This window comes from Leptolyngbya sp. NK1-12 (assembly GCF_032598965.1).
Lineage (GTDB): Bacteria > Cyanobacteriota > Cyanobacteriia > Elainellales > Elainellaceae > Elainella.
The window spans coordinates 2620995-2642627 of record NZ_CP053586.1 but is presented as its reverse complement, the minus strand read 5'-3'; the positions used below and the strand labels follow the sequence as shown (position 1 = coordinate 2642627).

The following is a 21633-nucleotide window of genomic DNA, read 5'->3' as shown; positions in this document are numbered from 1 at the left end:
AACTGGCGGGCTGGGTTCTGCCTTCTACTTATTTTTTGCGGTTTCTCTGGTGACCCATCGCTAAATCCACGAGCGGACCTTTTACACTGGTAAGGTAGACTGAATCAACGGCGGTACAGGCCGCCCTAACCGGCGGTCAGAAAACTCGGGTCCACGTTTTCGTTCTTTAGCGTCTCTTCAATACGTTCAGGTATGAGCAATCTGGAAACTCAATTAGCGGCACTGCGCCAAGAAGCTCAGCAGGCCATCGCCAACAGCTCCACTCTCGAAGACTTGGAACAGCTCCGGATTAAGTACCTGGGCAAAAAAGGCAGCCTGTCTCAAGTGTTGGGCGGTATGGGTAAGCTTAGCGCTGAGGAACGGCCTCGAATCGGTGCATTGGCCAACGAAGTCAAAGATGCCCTGCAAACTGACCTCGATCAAAAGCGAGCCGCCCTGCAAGCCGCTCAAATTGAAGCGCAGCTAGAAGCCGAAGCGCTGGATGTGACCATGCCGGGAGTATACCGGCTGCAAGGCCATACCCACCCGCTCACTAGCACGATCGACCGCATGATCGATATTTTTGTGGGGCTGGGCTACACGGTGGCAACCGGACCCGAAATGGAAACCGATTACTACAACTTCGAAGCGCTCAACTTCCTGCCCGACCATCCCGCCCGCGACATGCAGGATACGCTCTACCTACCCGATGGCAATATCCTCAGAACCCACACCTCGTCGGTGCAGATTCGCTACATGGAAGAAAACGACCCGCCGGTGCGGATTGTAATGCCGGGGCGCTGCTACCGCCGCGATACCGTAGATGCCACCCACTCTGCCGTGTTTCACCAACTCGAAATTCTGGCCGTAGACGAAGGATTGACCTTCACCGATCTGCGCGGCACAATCAAAGTTTTTCTAGAAGCCATGTTTGGCGAGATCCCGATTCGCTTCCGGCCTAGCTTTTTCCCTTTTACCGAACCCTCAGCAGAAGTGGATGTACAGTGGCGCGGTCGTTGGCTTGAGGTGATGGGCTGCGGCATGGTAGACCCGAATGTGCTCAAAGCGGTTGGCTATGATCCGGAAGTGTACACTGGCTTTGCCGCTGGATTGGGCGTGGAGCGAATTGCGATGGTGCTGCACCAAATCGACGATATCCGCCGCCTCTATGCCAGCGATCTGAGATTCCTGAAGCAGTTTTAAGAAAAGTTTTGAGTGTTGAATTTTGAGTTTTGAGTTGGCGATCAAGAGTATGCCTTATCACCTAGTTTGACTAAATAGCTTGCCAAGGCAGGCTTTGTCTATATAGGCGCAATAGGCGCGGCTTAACCGCCGGAATTCTAAACCGTTCCCACTGCCGGAACCCGTTCTGGCAGCAGCGTCAACACCTCAACTCCATCTTGCGTGACAGCAATCGTGTGCTCGAATTGGGCTGAGAGCTTGCGGTCTTTGGTGACGGCGGTCCATTTATCGGCCAAAATTTCGACTTCATAGGTACCTTCGTTGATCATCGGCTCAATTGTGAAAACCATGCCGGGTCTGAGTTTTTTGCCTTTACCGCGAGTGCCATAGTGGGGAATTTGGGGACCAGAGTGAAAGATGCGCCCCACCCCATGACCAACAAAATCGCGCACCACCGAGAAGCCATTGGCTTCTGCATATTCTTGAATCGCCGCGCCAATATCCCCAATTCTGGCCCCCGGCTTTACCGCTCGAATACCACGCCACATACACTCTTCGGTTACTTCCACCAGCTTGCGGGCCAGCGGCGATGGCTCACCCACAAAAAACGTGCGAGAGGTGTCACCGTGATAGCCGTCCAGTAAAGGCGTGACATCGATATTGATAATGTCGCCGTCTCTCAGAATTTGCTTGGCGCTGGGAATGCCGTGGCACACCACCTCATTGACGCTAGTACAAATCGACTTAGGGAACGGATTGTCGCTGCCGCTGGGGTAGCCCAAGGGGGCACTTTTGGCTCCACGCGCCTGGGTCCATTCCTCTGCCGCATCGTTGAGTTCCAGCGTGCTGACTCCTGACTGCACCATCGGTTCCAGATAGTCCAACAGCTCAGCAGCCATGCGCCCCGCTTGACGCATTTTTTCAATTTCTCGGCTTGACAGCAAGACAATCGGTTCTTGATCCATGACGGCGTTTTGTTTGTTACCTCTCCATTCTTTAATTTAGCCCCGCTACGCCCAATTGCGCCGAAAATCCTTTTGCTGATTCCTCCAGAATGGTGGGTTAGAGAGCGACGATCTCTGGTAGATTTAGCGGAGTATCCGTAAGAAGATCAACTCAGCAGCGCATGAAAGTTCTAGTTATTGGTGGTGATGGCTATTGCGGTTGGGCAACTGCACTCTACCTGTCCAACAAAGGGCACGAAGTTGCCATTTTAGATAATTTGATTCGTCGGCATTGGGATGCAGAGCTGTGCATCGAGACCTTGACGCCGATTACTCCCATTCAAACCCGGTTGCAGCGGTGGAAAGATTTGACTGGGAAAACCATTGAACTGTTCATTGGCGATATTAACAACTACGAGTTCCTCAAGCAGGCCATGCTGAAATTTGAGCCGGATGCGGTGGTGCATTTCGGTGAGCAGCGGTCGGCTCCCTTTTCGATGATCGATCGGGAACATGCGGTTCTGACTCAGGTGAACAATGTGGTCGGCACACTCAACCTGCTCTATGTCATGCATGACCATTTCCCCAACTGCCACTTGGTGAAGCTGGGCACGATGGGTGAATATGGCACGCCCAACATCGACATTGAAGAAGGCTACATCACAATTGAACACAACGGGCGCAAAGATACCCTCCCTTACCCCAAACAGCCCGGTTCCTTCTACCACCTCAGCAAGGTGCATGACTCGCACAACATTCATTTCGCCTGTCGTATCTGGGGCTTGCGCGCCACTGACCTGAACCAAGGCGTGGTCTACGGCGTCCTCACCGAAGAAACTGGCATGGACGAACTGCTGATCAACCGCCTCGATTACGACGGCATCTTCGGCACAGCGCTCAACCGTTTCTGTATTCAGGCCGCCATCGGTCATCCGCTTACTGTCTATGGCAAAGGCGGCCAAACTCGTGGCTTCCTCGACATCCGCGATACGGTGCGCTGCATCGAGATTGCCGTCAACAATCCAGCCGAGGCCGGAGAGTTCCGCGTCTTCAACCAGTTCACCGAAATGTTTAGCGTCGGTGATTTAGCCCTAATGGTGAAGCAAGCAGGCAACTCGATGGGTCTGAATGTTGAGATCAACCATTTGGAAAATCCCAGAATTGAAAAAGAAGAGCATTACTTTAACGCCAGAAATACGAAGCTGATTGATCTCGGTTTGCAGCCCCATTACCTGTCCGACTCGCTGCTCGACTCGCTGCTCAACTTCAGCATCAAATACAAGAACCGAGTAGACGAGAAGCAGATTCTGCCCAAGGTGAAATGGAAAGGCTGAGCCAATGCGAGCTGTAGCGCTGTTGGTGCTGGTTGTGTTTCCTGGTTTCGGTTTCACAGCAGTAAGCACCTATTGGCTGTGGCGCGATTGGGCAGCCCTTACGGCTAGTCATCAACGGTATATGCAGGTAGCAACGGCAAACCCAACCCAAACTGATTTGATGATCGCTGCTGCGGCTGAAACCCGCCACCGGATCAACTGTTTTGCCGGAAGGAGTGGGGGGTTTTGCTGGGAAGCGTGGTTTGGGCAATTGGGATTCACGGCCTCTGCACCACGGCTTGCCGATCCTACCCCTCTCCTCAACTCTGTGTCTTTAACTTGAAATGCCCCTATGCGGATTGCCCTCTTCACCGAAACTTTCTTGCCCAAAGTCGATGGTATTGTGACTCGTCTGAGCCACACGGTTGATCATTTGCAGCGGATGGGCGATCAGGTACTGGTGATTTCCCCCGATGGCGGGTTGAATGAATATCGGGGAGCCAAAATCTACGGCATTCCCGGTTTTCCGCTGCCGCTGTATCCCGAACTGAAACTGGCCCTGCCCCGCCCTGCGATTCGGCAAGAGCTAGCCGCCTTTCAGCCCGATTTGATCCATATCGTCAACCCGGCGGTACTGGGACTGGGTGGCTTGTACTATGCCAAATCCTTAGACGTGCCCCTGGTTGCCTCCTATCACACTCATTTGCCCAAATACCTGGAGCACTATGGCCTAGGGATGCTGGAAGGCGTGATGTGGGAATTGCTCAAAGCCGTGCATAACCAGGCTCAGCTCAACCTCTGTACCTCAACCGCAATGCAGGAGGCCCTAACCTCCCACGGGATTGAACGAGTTGAAGTGTGGCAAAAGGGCGTTGATACCGAACTGTTCCATCCCAGCCTTGCTAGCCGCGAGGTGCGAAGTCACCTGTCGCAGGGCCATCCTGACAGTCCGATTTTGCTATATGTGGGGCGGCTGTCAGCCGAGAAAGAAATCGACCGAATCAAGCCGGTGCTAGAGGCCATCCCAGACGCTCGCTTAGCGCTGGTTGGCGATGGTCCCTACCGGGCGGATCTAGAAAAACACTTTGCTGGCACGGCCACCCATTTTGTTGGCTACCTCACTGGCCGCGATCTGGCAGCCGCCTTTGCCTCAGCCGATGCGTTTATTTTTCCATCGCGGACCGAAACTCTGGGCCTCGTGCTGCTCGAAGCCATGGCGGCAGGATGCCCAGTCATTGCAGCCAACGCCGGTGGCATCCCCGATATCGTCACCGACGGAGTCAACGGCTATCTCTTCGATCCGACAGATGAGCAGGGAGCCACTACTGCAACCCAACGATTGCTCGCCAATCCGCAAGAACGCGATACCTTGCGACAAAATGCCCGTCAGGAAGCCGAACGCTGGGGCTGGGCAGCGGCAACCCGTCAACTGCAAGGGTTTTACCATGCGGTGCTGGAGCGGTCACTACTCTCAGCAGCCTAGTGGAACAGTTTAGCCCAAGGGTTAGTGATGCAACGAAATACATCGTCCAAGTACGTGGTCAGCGTCTCACTGGCGGCCTAGGAGGTTACCAGCCGCGAATCAATTGCGGCCTAATTGGGAACGTCTGCTGTAGGCGCAGCCCTCTCGCAGAGTAGCAGACTAGACAAGGGTTTTAGTCTACTACCCTGCGGGAACGCAAGCGTATGAGTGGACTTGCTTCATTAGCCTGCGATTCATCTGCCGGCGGGTCAGCCAACGAAGCAATACAGAGCCATTTACAGAGCCATTTACAGAGCCATTTACAGAGCCATATTTGTCAGCACCAGCTTGCCCCTTTCGGGTTTTCTGGTGGTTGCCATAATTTCTACGCTTAATGAATTGATACCAAGCTGCTAGTTTAGTCAAGCCGGTGGGAACCCTGAATTTGAAACCCGAAAGCGCCCCGACAGCAGACCATTAGCGGTCAAACGCACGCAGAAATCAGCAACTCATTTGCGCCAGCACAAGCAGTGATTTCTACGCTGCAACCAGTAGTTGATCTCGCTGTAGAGGAATTCTAGGGTTTGGGTTACTTTTGACCTGGGAGCTCAGCCACTTAAGCATCTATGACAGCTTCATTCTCTCATTTGCCCCATCAGGAGTTGGCTGACAACAATGCACCCGTCAGTCAGCGACGAGAAAGTTTCAGTATCGAAGCAGAAAGCGCAGCGTCCACCCTTCTGGCACTTCAGACACCTCAACAATCTCCTAGGCGGCCAGCTTCCAACCCCTGTTCTGCAGCCCGAGAAGTCGGTGGGGTAATTGATATCATGCCCCACAGCTCCACGGATACGCCCCAAGCAACCACAGCAGTCGTTAACCGGGAGCAGTTTTCTCAGGCCCAACCTGTTAGGGTTGAGGAGTCCAGCCTACCGCATGCTAGCTCGGAAAGCGCTTTGGCAACGTCAAAAGGTTCCTTCTCCGCCTTCTTGGCTCCATTGACCCAAGACACCTTCAAGCAGGTGGTTGCAGATGTCGAGCAAAAACTGCGCGTGGTCAACCAGACCCTCTCAATTCTGGACAACGTGCTGGATTCGCAGGGGTTTGACGCCATCCTCAACGAGATGCTGCGCTCGATTACCCTCAAGACTGGGGAGTTGCTCAACGCCGACCGCACCACGATTTTTCTACTCGATGAAGAACGAGACGAACTCTGGTCGATTGTCGCCAAGGATGAAGCGGGCAATAATCTAGAACTGAGAATTCCCAAGACCGTCGGCATTGCTGGAGAAGTCGCCACCCGCAAACAAGTGGTGAATATTCCCTACGATTTCTATCAAGATGTCCGCTCGGTTGCGGCGCAAGAGTTTGACAAAAAGAACAGCTATCGCACCTATTCGATGTTGGCCCTGCCGCTGCTGGATGATCAAGGCGATTTGGTGGCCGTGGTGCAATTGATCAACAAGTTGAAGCCGGTTCATGACCCGCTGGCGCCGCTCGAAGAAAAGATCGACCTAGCTGGCTTTACGGCCCAAGACGAAGCAGTGTTTCGGGATTTTGCCCCGTCGATTCGCTTGATTTTGGAATCCTCCCGCTCGTTTTATCGAGCCACGCAGCAGCAGCGAGCCGCCTCGGCCCTGATGAAGGCCACCAAAGCCCTGAGCCAGAGCAGCCTTGACCTAGAGGAAACCCTCAGCAAGGTGATGGAAGAAGCCAAGGAGCTGATGCAGGCAGATCGCAGTACCCTGTGGCTGTTGGATCGGGAACGGGAACAACTCTGGACCAAACTGCCCATCGACGGCAAGCTGCAAGAAATTCGTATTCCAATGGGGGCTGGATTTGCGGGTCACGTAGCCACAACCGGAGAGCCGGTACTGATTCCGTTTGACCTCTATGACCACCCCAACGCCGATACGGCCAAAGAAACCGACAAGAAAACCGGCTACCGCACCTGCAGCATGCTCTGTATGCCGGTGTTCAATGCTGATGGCGAACTGATTGCCGTAACGCAACTGATCAACAAAAAGCGGCAGGGAGACTTTCCGCCCTATGATCCGGTGAATTATCCGGAAGCGCCAGAATGCTGGAAGGCCAGCTTCAACGGCAACGACCAGGAATTCATGAAAGCCTTCAATATTCAGGCAGGCGTCGCCCTCCAAAATGCCAAGCTGTTCGCTACCGTCAAGCAACAGGAACAGCTGCAGCGCGATATCCTGCGGTCGCTCTCCAACGGGGTAATTTCTACTGACCGAGAAGGGCGAATTATTGCCGCCAACGAAAGTGCGCGCCAGCTCCTCGGCCTCACAGAAACCGCCCTGCTAGAAGGCCAATTTGTGGCCGATCTGATTCAGCTAGAAAAAGGCGATTTCCCCAAGTGGTTCCGGGCGGCGCTCGCTCCCGAAGATGAAAAAAGTCGGCAGCAGTATTACCCAGACCAAACCCTATTGTCGGTTACCGGCCAAGAGCAGCACAGCGTCCACCTGTCGATCAACACAATTGCCGATGCCAACGACTACCGCCAAATCTCTGGGGCGCTGGTAGTCATGGATGACATCAGCGACGAAAAGCGGCTGAAGAGCACCATGTACCGCTACATGACCCAAGAACTGGCCGAACAGCTCCTCAGCAGTGGCGATGCCAAACTAGGCGGCGATCGCAAAGAAGTGTCAGTCCTGTTCTCTGATATTCGCAGCTACACCACCCTGACCGAAAACATGGAAGCCGAAGAGGTGGTCGCCATGCTGAACGAATACTTCGAGACGATGGTAGATGCTGTCTTTGCCTACAAAGGCACGCTGGATAAGTATATCGGCGATGCGATTATGGCGGTTTACGGTTCACCGCTGCCCTTGGACGATCACGCCTGGATGGCGACCCAAACGGCCTTGGAAATGCGAACTCGTCTGGCGCACTTTAACGCAAACCGTCCGGCGCATCGCAAAATTCGGATTGGCATTGGCATCAACTCCGACTGTGTGATCAGCGGCAACATTGGCTCTAGCAAACGCATGGAGTTTACCGCAATCGGAGATGGGGTCAATCTCGGCTCGCGATTGGAAGGAGCCAGCAAGCACTACGGCTGTGACATTGTGATCAGCGAGAACACCTACCAGCCCTGCGCGGATCGAATCTGGGCCAGAGAGCTGGACTGCATTCGCGTCAAGGGAAAGAGTAAGCCAGTCAATATCTACGAACTCGTGGGCCTCCGTTCCGAGCCGCTGCCCGACACAAAAGCGCGCGCCATTGATCTCTACCATCAGGGCCGACAGCACTATCTCAACCGCAAATTTGCCAGCGCTATGAGTGCCTTCGCAACGATCCTAGAAGATATTGATCATCAAGATAAGGCAGCCTACATGCATCTAAAGCGCTGCGAGCACTGGCTGAGCAACCCACCTACCGATGCACTCTGGGATGAGGGCGTTTGGACAATGGAAGAGAAATAGCCTGCGCCGTCTGCCGCTTTGCCCTAGCCTCGATTGTGCAGACGGCTGTGCAAGCTAGGGCTGAAACGGATTTTCGCCGATACCCAGCTCTTTTTTGCTGCGTTTGAGCTGTTTCCACAAGGCATGAATTTGCTGATAGGACTCTTCCGGGGAAAGCTTACCGTTAGTTTGCAGGCCGCAGATGAGACTGACCCGATGCGCAAACTCCTGCAAGTTGGCGTTAAAAACCAGATTTTCCGGCTGTACCGAACCCCGGTAGTGACTGTGGGGATAGAGAAAATCGTAGCGATCGACCATCAGCCGCCTCCTTAATCAGAATTTAAGTAGAAATCTTAACCATTCTTAATTAATCACTTGGTTAACCAGCTCTTAATCTGATCTTAACCTCAATAGAGTGAAATCGCCTACCCCTCAAGGGGTGAAATAACTTCACAAACCTTGGAGCTTCGGGATATTTGGGAGATGCTCCTGGGCCAGGTTAAACTCTTCCTCTCACCCAAAAACAGGTTGCAGCGAAAAATGCCCCGTCAATTTCGTCCTAGATTAGTCCTGTGGCTAGGAAGCATAAAACATGTTGGGCCAGAAAACAGAGAGAATTTAAACCTATTGACAAACTGGGCCACTATTTGGGAGTCCTTGCCCGGTAGAATGATTAAGTTCGCTTAAAACTTTCCTTTCTCCTGCTGCAATGACGGCCCACTCCATCGTTTACGAAGGCAAAGCTAAAATCCTCTACACAACGGATGATCCAAACGTTCTGTTGACCTATTTCAAGGACGACGCGACCGCATTTAATGCCCAGAAGCGCGGCAGTATTGCTGGCAAGGGTGAGATGAATTGCGCAATTTCAAGCCATCTGTTTCAGCTTTTGGAAGCGCAGGGCATTGCCACCCACTGGTTAGGGCGACCAACTCCCAACGAAATGCAGGTCCGGGCCGTAAAAATTTTGCCTTTAGAAGTCGTGGTCAGGAACATTGCTGCCGGTAGCCTCTGTCAACAAACAGGGATACCTCTGGGAACGGTACTAAAGGAGCCGTTGGTAGAGTTTTACTACAAGAATGACTCGTTGGGCGATCCACTGCTAACGCCCGATCGCCTACGGTTGCTAGAGTTGGCAACTCCAGACCAGGTCGAGCAACTGCGCTCCACCGCCTTGCAAATCAATCAGGTGCTGACTGACTTTTTTCAGAAGTGTGGCATCACGCTGGTAGATTTCAAGCTGGAATTTGGCCTCGATGCGAATCAAAGGCTGCTGTTGGCTGATGAAATTAGTCCAGATACCTGTCGGCTCTGGAATCAGGCAGACTCTGATCCAAGCCAGCGGGTGCTCGACAAAGATCGATTCCGTCATGATTTAGGCAATGTAGAGGCCGCCTACCGACAGGTGCTAGACCGAGTTCTGGCACAACCGGTTCAACCGTAAGGTGAAGCAATGCTGTAAAATTGCTCCGTTACATTTGTACATCTTCCCAATTTCCAGTTTTCTTTAGATTGTTCGATTCTGACCTGTTCTTACTTGGTCGTTCGGTGTGTGGAAGTGCCAAATTATTTGAACTGTATGCAAGTATCTCCTTTTGTGCTGGCAGCCTTAACTGCCTCTGCGGCGCTTGGCGTTGCCAACCCAGTCAAAGCACAGTCGCCTGACTCTGTGGAACCCAATCCTGGGGCTGTCAACAGCGTGGAGTACGCAGAATCTGCAGAATCTACAGATAGCCTCAATCTTGATTTTAAGCCAGACTCTTTTGAAGGCGATGACGCTACTCTGGCTTCAGTATCAGAAATCGGGACGCCGGAAACTGCGGCTGCTCAATCGATTGAACAGCCGGTTGAACAACCATCGGACTTGCAGGCACTAGAACTAGCCCAAGACGCACCAGAACCCACTCCGACTGAACCCAGTGGTCCGGCTGAGGCGGCCCCTGAAACGTTGGAATTCGACTTTGGAGAGCCAGCACCATCTGAGCCAAGTACCAGCCCAGTAACCGATCCGGCAACAGCTCCAGCCACGGATCCAACCACGGAGGTGGACCAGGCACCCCAACCGTCTGAGTCGATTGGCGAACCCGCACCAGATAGTTTACCGGCCAGTCCGGAGGTTCCGCCTACGGCCGAGCCAAGTCCGACCCAAGCGCCGGCTCCCACAGAAACGGCCCAGCCAGAACCAAGAGTACTGGTTTCCGAAGTGGTGGTTTCTGGTGCTGAAGGCGAGCTGCTAGATGAAGTTTATCGCGTGATTCGGACCCAACCAGGACGCACCACTACGCGCTCCCAACTCCAGGAAGATATCAACGCCATTTTCGCCACCGGCTTTTTCTCGAACGTGCAGGCAATTCCGGAAGACACGCCCCTGGGGGTGAGAGTCACCTTTGCCGTGCAGCCTAACCCACCCCTGCGCTCGGTCCAGCTCGAAGGTAGCGTTCTGGAAACGATCGAGTACGAAGGTGAAGAAGTGCCAGTGCAGGAGGCCGTCGATCGCATCTTCGGAGAGCAATATGGGCAAACAGCCAATCTGCGTGGCTTACAAGTCGGTATTGAACGACTAAACCAACTCTATCAAGACAATGGCTATGTGCTAGCCCAGGTCATTTCAGCACCCGAAATTTCTCCAGATGGGGTCGCCACCCTAGAAGTAGCAGAAGGCCTAATCGAAGACATCGAGATCCGGTTCCTCGACCGAGAAGGATCGGCTGTAGATGAGGAGGGCAATCCAATTCGTGGGCGTACCCGTCCGTTTATCATCACCCGCGAGTTTGAATCCCAACCTGGAGAGGTGTTTAACCAGAACCAGATTCAGCAGGATTTGCAACGCGCCTTTGGATTGGGCATCTTCGAAGATCTGAATATTTCGCTTAATCCGGGACAAGATCCACGTCAAGTCGATGTGATTGTGAATGTGACCGAGCGCCGTACTGGTTCACTGGCCGCCAGCGTAGGTGTGAGTTCGACGAGTGGTTTGTTTGGTGCTGTTAGCTTGCAGGAGCAAAACCTGGGCGGCAACAACCAGCGGCTGAGCGCCGAGGTGCAGGTGGGGCAGCGAGACTTGCTGTTTGATATCAGCTTCACCGATCCGTGGATCGCTACCGACCCCAATCGAACCTCTTACACCGTCAATGCCTTCGGGCGGGAATCGATTTCGCTCGTGTTTGATGGCGGTGAGCGCGATGTTGATTTGCCTAATGGCGATCGGCCCAGGGTGCGGCGATTTGGCGGCGGCATTAGCTTTGCCCGTCCGCTGGATAATGGCTGGCGGGCTTCGTTAGGCTTGCAGTACCAAAACATTTCAATTCGCGATTCTGATGGTCGAGTGACGCCTCGCGACGAGTTTGGCAATCTGCTCAGCTACAACCGCGACGGCACCGATAACCTGGCAACTGTACAGTTTTCCGCCTCGCAAGACCTCCGCAATGACCCAGTGCAGACAACCAGCGGCTCGGTGTTGCGCTTGAGTACAGAGCAGGCTCTTGGCCTTGACAGTATTTTCTACAACCGACTGCGAGCCAGCTACAGCTACTACATCCCCGTGCGGCTGATTGAATTTACCGAAGGCTGCCAGCAGGAAGATCCTAGCCCCAGCGATTGTCCACAAACGCTCGCCTTGAATGTGCAGGGTGGCACCATCCTGGGAGACTTTCCCCCCTATGAGGCATTCTCCCTCGGCGGTACAGACTCGGTGCGTGGCTATGATGCGGGTGATCTGGCCAGCGGCAAGAGCTACCTCCAGGCCACAATCGAATATCGCTTCCCAATTTTCAATATTGTTAGCGGTGCGCTATTCCTAGATGCTGGTACCGACTTAGGATCGGGCGATCAGGTGCAGGGGGATCCAGCTGGAATTCGAGACAAACCGGGATCTGGATTTGGTTATGGCGTGGGTATCCGGGTGCAGTCCCCGCTGGGCCAAATCCGCGTAGACTATGCCATTAACGATGATGGCGAAAACCGAATTCACTTCGGCATTGGTGAGCGATTCTAGGAGGCAGATTTGGTCTAGAAAAATCCTAGTGGGCAGTAGGTGTGAGCAGAGGACAACGAATGAAGGGCGTGGGTGCGCGGGAACCGGAAACTAACCAAGCGGTAGCAGTGGACTTGGCCTCTGACTGTTCAGCTTTGTCCTGCCTATTGGCTCCGCAACAGCATACCCTCGCCAGCGAGTTCACCCGATCCGGCGTAGGTCTGCATTCTGGGATCACTACTCAGGTCAAGGTTTTACCAGCTCCAGCCAACTCAGGCCGCTATTTTGTCCGGATAGATTTGCCCGACCAGCCCCAAGTAGCCGCTCAAATCGGCCAAGTGCATCAAACGATCTTGTCTACCGAATTAATCAATGGTGCAGCCACGGTACGCACGGTAGAACACCTCCTGGCAGCCCTCAGCGGCATGGGCATTGACAACGCCCGCATCGAAATTGATGGTTTAGAAGTACCGCTATTGGATGGTTCGGCGCTAGGCTGGGTTGAGGCAATTGGGCAGGTTGGCATCGTATCCCAGTCGGCCATGCGTCCTCGGTGGCAGTTAACCCAACCCGTTTGGATTCAAGAGGGTGATGCATTTGTGGCAGCGTTACCAGCAGCGGAACTGCGCTTCACCTACGGGATTGACTTTAGCCTACCGGCGATCGGCAATCAGTGGTATAGTTGGTCGCCAAGTCAGGAAATTAGCCAGGAGATCAGCCAGGAAAGTTTTGCGACAGCGGTAGCTCCAGCCCGCACCTTTGGATTGGCTCATCAAATCGAGCAACTCCAACAGCGCGGCTTAATCAAAGGAGGCAGCCTGGACAATGCCTTGGTTTGCAGCGAATCGGGCTGGATAAATCCGCCGTTGCGATTTTCAAATGAACCAGCGCGTCATAAACTTTTAGATTTAGTAGGAGACTTAAGTTTGTTGGGGTATTTTCCCCAGGCTCATTTTCTGGCTTACAAGGCGAGTCATCACCTGCACACTCGGCTGGCTCACCAGTTGACACAGTTTTTGACTGGCTGAATGCTTCTACTTATGTTTTCTACTTTGTTGTTGCACCTCTAACAATCGTTTACTCATGGCTATTTTGACTACTGATGCCCACACTGCCGTACCTGATTTAGAAGCACCCGATGCACCCGAGTCCCAATCTCATGACTCAGAATCGGTATTGCTGATCGAAGATATTCAGCGTCTGTTGCCCCACCGCTATCCGTTTTCGCTGGTGGATCGAATCATCAAATATATTCCAGAAAAGCTGGCGGTGGGTATCAAAAATGTGACAGTCAACGAGCCGCATTTTCAAGGTCATTTCCCCGGTCGTCCAATTATGCCGGGCGTGCTGATTGTTGAGGCAATGGCGCAAGTGGGCGGAATTGTGCTGACCCAAATGCCGGAGTTTCCTGAGAATGGCCTGTTCATGTTTGCAGGCATCGATAAGGTGCGGTTTCGGCGTCCGGTAATTCCTGGCGACCAGTTGATTATGACCGTCGAGTTACTTTCGATCAAACGGCGTCGCTTTGGCAAAATGCAGGGTCGGGCTGAAGTGGACGGTCAACTCGCTGCTGAAGGTGAACTGATGTTTTCGGTGGTCGATCGCTAGCCGATTGATCCGCCGCACCGTATATCCTGTATTGGCATTAACCCCATGCCAACCCGCCTTTACCCTACCCCCTAGTTCTGCTCCTGACTTCTGACTCCTACCCCTTAGTTTCTCCTAAGCGTTCCCTTGACTACTCTGATTCATCCCACCGCTGTGATTCATCCCCGTGCAGAACTGCATCCCACCGTGCAGGTTGGCGCTTATGCGGTGATTGGAGAACGGGTCAAGGTGGGTCCCGGTACAGTAATTGGTCACCATGCGGTGATCGACGGCTGGACGGAAATTGGTGCTCGCAATCAGATTTTTCCAGGTGCGGCGATCGGTCTTGAACCCCAGGATTTGAAGTACGACGGAGCCGTTAGCTTGGTGCAAATTGGGGATGACAATTTGATTCGGGAATATGTCACGATCAACCGGGCTACGGGAGCAGGCGAAGCCACCATCATCGGCAACAACAACCTGCTGATGGCCTACGTGCATGTAGGACACAATTGCCTGATTGAAGACCGGGTGATTATCTCCAACGGCACAGCATTGGCAGGTCACATCCGCATCGAATCGCGGGCAACGATCAGCGGCGTCTTGGGCATTCACCAGTTTGTACATGTGGGGCGTCTGGCGATGGTGGGCGGCATGAGTCGGATTAGCCGCGATGTCCCCCCTTATATGCTGGTGGAGGGAAATCCAGCCAGGGTGCGGTCGTTGAACAAGGTAGGGCTGCAACGAGCCGGCCTCGCCAGCGCCGATGAGGGTAGAACCATGCAGGCACTGAAAAAAGCCTTTCGGATCCTGTATCGGTCTGGGTTGACCCTAAATGAAGCGCTAGAGCAGCTAGATTTACTTACGGATCAAGAACCGATCCAGCATTTGCGGCAGTTCCTCACCCTCAGCCATGCACCGGGCCGCCGGGGGTCGATTCCGGGCAAGCGAGCTAAAACCAAACAGGATGAGTAATTCGAGTCAGGAGCCGCGCAAGTATCGAATTTTTATCAGCACCGGCGAGGTTTCCGGCGATCTCCAGGGAGCACTACTGGTAAAAGCTCTATGGCAGCAGGCAAAGCAACTCCATTGGGAGCTAGAGATCCTGGCCCTGGGCGGAACGCAGATGACCGAGGCAGGAGCCACCTTGCTGGCCGACACCAGCGCCATTGGCTCGATTGGCTTGTTTGAATCGTTGCCCTATATAGTTTCGACTCTAACTATCCAGCAACGAGTCAAGCACTATTTCCGCCAGCATCCACCCGATCTGGTGGTGATGATCGACTACTTTGGGCCGAATTTGGGCGTCGGACGGTTTGTGCGGCAGTATCTGCCCCAAGTGCCAACGGTTTACTATATTGCACCGCAGGAGTGGGTCTGGTCTGTGAGCCAACGCAATACCCGCCGGATTCTGGAAATTACCGACCGGCTGTTAGCCATTTTTCCGGCAGAGGCTGCCTACTATCGGGAACGGGGCGGCAACGTCACCTGGGTAGGGCATCCGTTGCTAGATCGGCTCCAAACCGCTCCCGACCGCACAATGGCGCGAACAACACTCGGCATTGCACCTGATCAGCTCGCTGTCGCCTTGATTCCGGCCTCGCGGCAGCAGGAAATCAAATATATCCTGCCGGTAATGTTGGCCGCGGCGCAGCAGTTACAAACCCAGTTGCCCCAGATTCACTTTTGGATTCCCCTGTCGCTGGAGCGCTATCGGCAGCCGTTGGAGCAGGCGATTCGCCGCTTTGGGCTACAGGCTACCTTAGTATCTGGAGTAGCTGGTCAATCCCAGCTCGTGATTGCTGCTGCCGATCTGGTGATCGCCAAGTCGGGTACGGTTAACCTGGAAACCGCACTCCTGGACGTGCCACAAGTCGTGATGTATCGGCTCAATCCCCTCACCGCTTGGCTCGCCGAGCATCTGTTGAAGTTCTCCGCTCCCTTCGTTTCACCGCCGAATTTGGTACTAATGCAGCCGCTGGTGCCCGAATTTCTGCAATATCAGGCCACCCCAGACGCAATTGCCCAGGCGGCGCTAGAGCTACTTCAATCTCCAGCAAAACGCGATCAGATGCGATTGGGCTACCAGCAAATGCGGCAACAACTGGGCGAACCAGGCGTCTGTGAGCGGGCAGCGGCGGCCATCTTGCAGCTTCTGCCCCAGTGGCAGCCAGCAGAATCTAGACAGCGCCTAACTCCAGGCTGAAATCTGCAAAAAATCCCTTGCAATTCCGGTCAGTCTGCTTTAGTGTCTAGTATGTTTGCCAAGTCTGGAAGATGGTTTTAAAACTGATAAGTATCTTAGTATTATTTTGCTGGTTCTATCCTAGACTGGGGTATCTTCTCACGTCCTCTAACAGTTGTTTAGGTTATTCCAAGGTGTGACTATGGAGCCTGAAGTGAAAAACGAGACCTTAAACTCGGAGAATGTCACCGTTAAAATTGACACTCCCGGAAGCATAACGACCATTGACTCCTCTGATTCTGCTGGTAACGAGCAGTGGCGGGAAATTGGAGCCAAAATTTCAGACTTTCTGGCGGATCTGCCTGCTTACCTGTCTGACTTTTTTGGGGAGTACAAGCGGCCTATCCTGACGATTAGCTTGATCATCGGTGCCCTGATTGCCGTGAAACTGCTTCTGGCTGTTCTGGGTGCCATCAATGATTTGCCCTTGTTCTCTTCGCTGTTTGAGCTAATCGGCATGGGATACTCAGCTTGGTTCATCTGGCGCTATCTGCTCAAAGCGTCTACTCGCGAGCAGTTGGCCAACGAATTCACGTCTCTTAGAGAGCAAGTTTTGGGCAAATAAGTCAAGATGTGACTCGTTTCGATCAGCCTGTCTTTATCTGCCTAGCCGATTCTATGACGGTTCAATTGGCAATGGGGCAGGCTGTTAGTCAGGCGTAATTGCTATTCGCGATTGAACACAATCCAAGATTTAGGGCGGTGCTAGCTGTTGCATCGCCTTGTTTTGTTTTTTACAGATCAAAAAAGCGAAGCAGATCTTGCTTCGCTCTGATGCATCGGAGTAAGAGCAACTACTTAGCTAGCAACTTCACTGGGAACTGGAAAGTGCTTATCAACCACAGCCGCGACCTCCTCAGGGCGAATCCGGCAATAGCGCGACTTATCGGGCATTACTAAATTTGGGCCAGCCTTACACTGCTTCATGCAGCCAGTGCCGCGAATTTTTACATCAGTTAGCCCCCGCTCTTCTAATTCAGATTGCAAAGCTTTGATCACAGCTCCAGCGCCACGCTTACAGCAGTCCGATTTTTGGCAAACCAGAATCGTATCCGTCTTCGCCCGCCCTTTCGATAGAGTAGCCGTTGGCGAAGTAGCTGCACAGGCGGTTGGCTCAGAACCAATGGGCTGAAGGGCGGACCTGCCGAAGGGCATCACCGGCGTCACTGAAGCGGGTTGAGACGCGGGCTGGGGCAGCGAACGATGGGGCGTACTCGGCACCACCCGAATGGCCTTGAGCTTAACAGTTCCCTTGAAGGAATCAAGCTTTTGATAGCCAGAAACCTCGATCCACTCACCTGGAACCAATGTACGGTAGAGCAGTGGGCGCAATTCTTTCGGGATCTTGACTCGGTATTCGCCTGAGAGAGTGGATAGCCGCAGCAGCTTCAGCTTATAGCCCTCTTCAGCCGCAAACCCAAGAAATCGTCCTTCTAGCTCAAATTGCGAATGACTATACTTGCCCATTGTTCAGCTTCTACCCCTTCAAAACAACTCTTCAAACCAACTACAAACCCAAAAATCTACAAGCCTAAAAAAACTATAAATTTAGGACTGCAAATTTAGGACTGCCAGCATTGCTCTAACCAATCCACCAACTGCTGACGGGATGCCGTGAATTGCTGCAGAACGCTTCGAAGTTGAATTACCGTTAGGGGGCTATGAATCTCAACCTTGAGGCTACCGTCACGGAGACAGGTCGAAGCAATTTCTAATTCTTCCAACCGTTGGTGCACCTGCCATCGATCGCTGCGGGAAATGGCGATCTGTTGCCCGTTCGAAACCTGAGGATTTGAAACCTGAAAATTGTGCTGCTGCATCGACTATAGGATAAATGAAAGAAATTCCCGGTTAATGTTTCGTTAAACCTGAAGAATCAAAAACCTGGTGCAAATGATTAGCAATGCTGTTCAAACTGATAATCAAACGCTTTATTAAAGATCCTGCTGCTACCAGGCCAACACCCAAAATGCCAGGAGCTAAACCTAGCATCAGAGCGTAAAAATCCTTTTCAGCAAACGATTAAAAAAGCTTATTATTTCGTAATCAGTTTGTGGTCCCTTGGCCATCATAAAGCTTATTGAGAACTTTATTCAATTGTTTTGTAGTTAATTTCAAGATAGGCGATCGTGGAAGTAATTGCAAATAGTTTGCAAGAAGAATCGATAAAGAGGATAGGGGCGGATAGGGAGATGAGTGAATTTTGGTCGAAGGGATTGGCTGAACTGGTCAGGTGTTGGAGGGCATGGATGCAGATGCGGGGGTTAAGTTTGATCGATGGCTCGTTGCAGATAGCCTTCGGCTTGTTGCAGCAGTTGGGTTGCGGCTTCGATGGTGAGACCGGTTTGTTGGATCAGGATGGCTAGCTTGACATCGTAGTTTGTTAGGGTCAGCAGTTCTTCGGCGCGGCAGCGCTCAACGCCTGTGGCCTCACAGACAATGCGTTTGCAGCGTTCTACTAGTTTCTGATTTGACGCCTGTACGTCCACCATCAGGTTGCCATAGACCTTACCGATTTTGATCATTGCGCCGGTTGAAAGCATATTCAGCACCAGCTTTTGGGCGGTTCCGGCCTTCATGCGAGTCGAGCCAGTCACTACTTCCGGACCGGGCAGGGGTTCAATCGCAATCTCGGCAAGGCGACCAATCTCGGAATTGGGGGTGCAGGCGATGGCGATGGTATGGGCACCGAGGCTGTTAGCGTAGGCCAAGCCGCCGATCACATAGGGGGTACGCCCGCTGGCTGCTAGGCCCACCAGCACATCCTGGGCATTGAAATTATGGGTTTTGAGGTCAGATGCACCTAACTCAGGACGATCTTCTGCCCCTTCAACCGCTTTGCGAATCGCGCCATCCCCACCCGCAATTAATCCCACCACCAGACCAAAATCGACGCCATAGGTGGGCGGACATTCCGAGGCATCCAAAATCCCCAGGCGACCGCTGGTGCCAGCGCCGATATAAAACAACCTGCCGCCTCGCTTAATCTGATCCGCAATTAGATCAACCGCTTGGGCAATTTCAGGCAAAACCTGCTCAACGGCAAGCGCCACTTTTTTGTCTTCTTCGTTGATCAGCCGCACCATGTCCAGAGTGGAAACCCGGTCAATTTCAGCCGTATTGGGATTGCGCTGCTCGGTGGAAAGTTTGCCTAAGTCAATGCCCATATTCAACCCAATCATCACCAAATAAGTAATTCAACTTAATTAAAACCAATACCTCCTTTGGGTTTCATGTTTAACTATGTTGTTCTACTTATCACTACTGAAACGCAGAAAGCTTGATGCCAACCGGCACCAAGCCCTTAAAATTCTACCCATCCAATGTGTCTAGAAAAAGCGACTGCTGTAGCGCTCTTCAGCAAAGGGTTCGCCACGATGATGATAGCCATTCCGCTCCCAGAACCCCAGTTCCGTGTGGTCGAGAAATTCCAGGCCGTTGATCCACTTGGCACTCTTCCAGGCATAGAGGTGGGGTACCACCAGACGCATCGGACCACCATGCTCAGCCGGTAGCGGTTCGCCAAACAGGGTGTGGGCAAAGAAATTTTCTTCACGATAGAAATCTTCCATCGCAATATTGGTGGTATAGCCGCCGTAGCAATGCTGCATCACATGCACTGCTTTGGGATCCACGTCCACATGCTGCATAAAATCTGTGACCTTAACCCCAGTCCACTGCACATCCAGCTTGGACCAGGTGGTGACGCAGTGAAAATCAGCCGTGAAATTGCTCTGGGGCATCGCCATAAAGTCATCCCAAGTGAAGGTTTTAGGCGTCGCTAAGCCCCACACTTTAAATTCCCAGGTCTCTGTGCTGACCTGCGGCGTTTGCCCATAGGTCAAAACCGGAAAGCCCTTCGTCAGGTGCTGCCCCGGTGGAACACGGTCACTCAGCTCTGGATCTGGCTTCTGGAAGAATTTGCCCAACATAAAATTGCCGCTCACTAGTTTTGAATTTTAAGTTTTGAGTCTCGAGTTAGCTACTCTGCCGATTCAGTTTTGAATTTTGAGTTGACTATTCATCCAACGTTTTGTTCATTCAGAACCTAAAAACTAGGTGCTATGCCTAACGGCAGACCATCGCGAACGCACAAGCTACGCCACCAAAGCTGAGAACTCAAAAGGACTGCCTACTCAAAACTTAACACTTAAAACTGAGAACTTAAATCTACTCTTCCTCTTCTTCTTCAGCCTGAGGATAGACAAAGCTGCTGGAGCGGTTCGTGAGTACAGACCTGCCGAGAGAGAGAGCCTTTTGGGCTGCTAAGCTGGCCTTACGCTTCCAGGTGGCCTTGCGCATATTGCGCTTAGAGTTCGAGGTTTTCTTCTTAGGAACTGCCATGACTCGTTCAAAAATTTGACAACCTTTCTATACTAAGCTTTTGCCTCCAAATTTGGCACTATTCTCGGCCAAGAAGCCTGAGTTTAGAGGCTGTAATCATCAGCGCAAGATCGAACGGGGCAAACCCACCTCGCCAGGAGGCGTCGCCGGCAGGTTAATCGAGGGCGGGCTAGCGGCACCAGAGGGTAGGAGCTGCTCGGTTCGGTTCGGTTGAGTTTGGTTCGGCTGAGTTTGGTTTTGTTGAGACGGTGGGGATAGATTTGGCAGATTCGGCAAAGTTGGCTGCGGCGGGCTAGGAGATGGAGCAGGGGTAGGAGATGGAGATGGAGTAGGCACAGCAGGTGCAGGAGCGGGGATGGGGGGAGTCGTTTCGGGGGGAGTACGGGCAGGAACTGTGCCATCGAGTTCTAGAAGCATCGGAGTAGTGCGATAGTATTTGGCCCAGCGTTGCGGATCGGGGCGATTGCGCCAATCGTTGCGGTTGACATCCAAAACCAGAATGGGAGCGGTCTGCCCGCCGTTTTGGCCCAGAACCGTAATCACTACGCGGGTCAGCAAAATATCGCTATCGAACCGCTGTTGGGCTGCGGACCGGGCTGCTATTTCGGCCCGTTGGGCCAGAGCCGTATAGTCTTCTCCGTTCACCCGCGAAACGGTGAGTACCTCTTCCACCGTATAAGCCTGAGCCGCCGCAGATAAAACAACCAGCAGCGCCAGCGAACTCCCTAGCAGCCAACTGCTAAAACGACCGAGTTGCGACCAACACAACCCGTGGTTAACATCCAGCACCCTATGGTTTGATCTCACCCGTGCTCCGGGATCTAAATTTCTATCGTTAACGTTGGCATGGCTTAATCGATGCGAGCTTTTCATCACTACTCATCCGGATTGCGGTTGACTTTAGAGAGCCGGTAGCTAGGACCAAAGGACAGGAGCATGATCCTGATGCCGACCTCGCCCACTGGCAAGTCTTACTGTGAGGTCTGAAACGAGGTCTTATTAGAGCTTGTTTGTAAACAAAGATTGAGATCCCCCTAAATCCCCCTTAAAAAGGGGGACTTCAGAGATTTAACTCGGTTCCCTCCTTATTTAAGGAGGGTTAGGGAGGATCAGATGGGAAGTCGATTCTAGCCTCTTAAAATTCATTTACAAACAGTCTCTAAGAAGTAGGTCTTACGA

20 protein-coding genes are annotated in these 21633 nt (G+C 52.8%); 12 read left to right on the top strand and 8 right to left on the bottom strand.

What is annotated here, in order from left to right:
* Window positions 1-192: 192 nt before the first annotated feature.
* A complete protein-coding gene (gene pheS, locus HJG54_RS11100) occupies window positions 193-1182 on the top strand; it encodes a phenylalanine--tRNA ligase subunit alpha (protein ID WP_316434976.1) in 990 nt (329 codons plus the stop codon).
* A 137-nt stretch (window positions 1183-1319) separates the two neighbouring features.
* On the opposite strand, the gene map is transcribed toward pheS, so the two are convergent.
* Window positions 1320-2126 carry a type I methionyl aminopeptidase gene (gene map, locus HJG54_RS11095; RefSeq protein WP_316434974.1) on the bottom strand — a complete coding sequence of 269 codons (807 nt, stop codon included), beginning with the start codon at window positions 2124-2126 and terminating at the stop codon, window positions 1320-1322.
* 161 nt (window positions 2127-2287) lie between these two features.
* On the opposite strand from map, the gene HJG54_RS11090 reads away from it, so the two are divergent.
* From HJG54_RS11090 to HJG54_RS11075, 4 genes are all read left to right on the top strand, one after another.
* Entirely contained in the window at window positions 2288-3439 is a 1152-nt protein-coding gene (locus HJG54_RS11090) for an NAD-dependent epimerase/dehydratase family protein (protein WP_316434972.1), read from the top strand.
* A gap of 4 nt (window positions 3440-3443) precedes the next feature.
* Window positions 3444-3761 carry a hypothetical protein gene (locus HJG54_RS11085; RefSeq protein ID WP_316434971.1) on the top strand — a complete coding sequence of 106 codons (318 nt, stop codon included), beginning with the start codon at window positions 3444-3446 and terminating at the stop codon, window positions 3759-3761.
* Window positions 3762-3770: 9 nt separating this feature from the next.
* On the top strand, window positions 3771-4901 hold the full coding sequence (locus tag HJG54_RS11080) for a glycosyltransferase (RefSeq protein ID WP_316434970.1): 1131 nt from the start codon (window positions 3771-3773) through the stop codon (window positions 4899-4901).
* Window positions 4902-5506: 605 nt separating this feature from the next.
* Window positions 5507-8326 carry a GAF domain-containing protein gene (locus HJG54_RS11075; RefSeq protein ID WP_316434968.1) on the top strand — a complete coding sequence of 940 codons (2820 nt, stop codon included), beginning with the start codon at window positions 5507-5509 and terminating at the stop codon, window positions 8324-8326.
* A 54-nt stretch (window positions 8327-8380) separates the two neighbouring features.
* Here HJG54_RS11075 and HJG54_RS11070 read toward each other — a convergent pair whose 3' ends face one another.
* Window positions 8381-8623, bottom strand: a complete 243-nt coding sequence (locus HJG54_RS11070; RefSeq protein WP_036004682.1) for a DUF7219 family protein — start codon at window positions 8621-8623, stop codon at window positions 8381-8383.
* A gap of 391 nt (window positions 8624-9014) precedes the next feature.
* Here HJG54_RS11070 and purC point away from each other — a divergent pair, with 391 nt between their 5' ends.
* From purC to HJG54_RS11035, 7 genes are all read left to right on the top strand, one after another.
* Window positions 9015-9749 carry a phosphoribosylaminoimidazolesuccinocarboxamide synthase gene (gene purC / locus HJG54_RS11065; protein ID WP_316434967.1) on the top strand — a complete coding sequence of 245 codons (735 nt, stop codon included), beginning with the start codon at window positions 9015-9017 and terminating at the stop codon, window positions 9747-9749.
* 135 nt (window positions 9750-9884) lie between these two features.
* A complete protein-coding gene (locus tag HJG54_RS11060) occupies window positions 9885-12299 on the top strand; it encodes a BamA/TamA family outer membrane protein (protein WP_316434966.1) in 2415 nt (804 codons plus the stop codon).
* A 59-nt stretch (window positions 12300-12358) separates the two neighbouring features.
* On the top strand, window positions 12359-13306 hold the full coding sequence (gene lpxC / locus HJG54_RS11055) for a UDP-3-O-acyl-N-acetylglucosamine deacetylase (RefSeq protein ID WP_316434964.1): 948 nt from the start codon (window positions 12359-12361) through the stop codon (window positions 13304-13306).
* A gap of 55 nt (window positions 13307-13361) precedes the next feature.
* Window positions 13362-13886 (top strand): 3-hydroxyacyl-ACP dehydratase FabZ, encoded by a 525-nt coding sequence (fabZ, locus tag HJG54_RS11050; protein WP_036004670.1) that lies wholly within the window; start codon window positions 13362-13364, stop codon window positions 13884-13886.
* 126 nt (window positions 13887-14012) lie between these two features.
* Entirely contained in the window at window positions 14013-14840 is an 828-nt protein-coding gene (gene lpxA / locus HJG54_RS11045; RefSeq protein ID WP_036004667.1) for an acyl-ACP--UDP-N-acetylglucosamine O-acyltransferase, read from the top strand.
* On the top strand, window positions 14833-16071 hold the full coding sequence (gene lpxB / locus HJG54_RS11040) for a lipid-A-disaccharide synthase (RefSeq protein WP_316434961.1): 1239 nt from the start codon (window positions 14833-14835) through the stop codon (window positions 16069-16071). Before lpxA ends, lpxB begins: the two co-directional genes overlap by 8 nt.
* Before the next feature lie 181 nt (window positions 16072-16252).
* Window positions 16253-16675, top strand: coding sequence for a CAAD domain-containing protein (locus tag HJG54_RS11035; protein ID WP_036004664.1), 423 nt, complete (start codon window positions 16253-16255; stop codon window positions 16673-16675).
* 233 nt (window positions 16676-16908) lie between these two features.
* Here HJG54_RS11035 and HJG54_RS11030 read toward each other — a convergent pair whose 3' ends face one another.
* From HJG54_RS11030 to HJG54_RS11005, 6 genes are all read right to left on the bottom strand, one after another.
* Window positions 16909-17577, bottom strand: coding sequence for a (2Fe-2S) ferredoxin domain-containing protein (locus HJG54_RS11030; RefSeq protein ID WP_316434960.1), 669 nt, complete (start codon window positions 17575-17577; stop codon window positions 16909-16911).
* A gap of 95 nt (window positions 17578-17672) precedes the next feature.
* A complete protein-coding gene (locus HJG54_RS11025; protein ID WP_316434959.1) occupies window positions 17673-17930 on the bottom strand; it encodes an Asr1405/Asl0597 family protein in 258 nt (85 codons plus the stop codon).
* Between the two features lie 444 nt (window positions 17931-18374).
* On the bottom strand, window positions 18375-19292 hold the full coding sequence (murQ, locus tag HJG54_RS11020) for an N-acetylmuramic acid 6-phosphate etherase (RefSeq protein ID WP_316434958.1): 918 nt from the start codon (window positions 19290-19292) through the stop codon (window positions 18375-18377).
* Window positions 19293-19439: 147 nt separating this feature from the next.
* Window positions 19440-20042: a sulfite oxidase-like oxidoreductase gene (locus HJG54_RS11015; RefSeq protein WP_316434957.1), complete on the bottom strand. Its 603-nt coding sequence runs from the start codon at window positions 20040-20042 to the stop codon at window positions 19440-19442.
* Between the two features lie 238 nt (window positions 20043-20280).
* Window positions 20281-20454: a 50S ribosomal protein L32 gene (gene rpmF / locus HJG54_RS11010; RefSeq protein WP_316434955.1), complete on the bottom strand. Its 174-nt coding sequence runs from the start codon at window positions 20452-20454 to the stop codon at window positions 20281-20283.
* Window positions 20455-20553: 99 nt separating this feature from the next.
* Complete coding sequence (locus tag HJG54_RS11005; protein WP_316434954.1) at window positions 20554-21327, bottom strand: hypothetical protein; 774 nt, start codon at window positions 21325-21327, stop codon at window positions 20554-20556.
* Between the last annotated feature and the right edge of the window lie 306 nt (window positions 21328-21633).